We start from the raw sequence: 254 nt of genomic DNA, 5'->3' as shown, positions 1-254 counted from the left end.
CTTGTATGCCGTAGACCCCATGTCCGAAGTAAAGCTGATTCAAATACATTTCCAGCAGCTTGTCCTTGCTGTAATCCCGTTCAAGGTTGATCGCAATGATCACTTCTTTTGTTTTTCTTAAAAACGTTTTGTCATGTGTCAGAAAAATATTTTTGGCAAGCTGCTGGGTGATCGTGCTTCCGCCTTCCACCTTTCCGCCTGCTAATATATCGCGGTACACGGCCCTTCCGACAGATTTCACATCAATGCCGTGA

General features: G+C 44.9%; 1 protein-coding gene. It reads right to left on the bottom strand.

The annotated features are described in order from the left end of the window. Nucleotides 1–254, bottom strand: a 254-nt coding sequence (locus tag ACSNOH_RS35370) for a transglycosylase domain-containing protein (RefSeq protein ID WP_436725526.1), incomplete at both ends; no start/stop codon positions are given.

Source organism: Streptomyces sp. URMC 127 (genome assembly GCF_051386535.1).
Taxonomy (GTDB): Bacteria; Actinomycetota; Actinomycetes; order Streptomycetales; family Streptomycetaceae; genus Streptomyces.
Note: the sequence above shows the minus strand (reverse complement) of the source record. Positions and strands in the feature narration are given on the sequence as shown.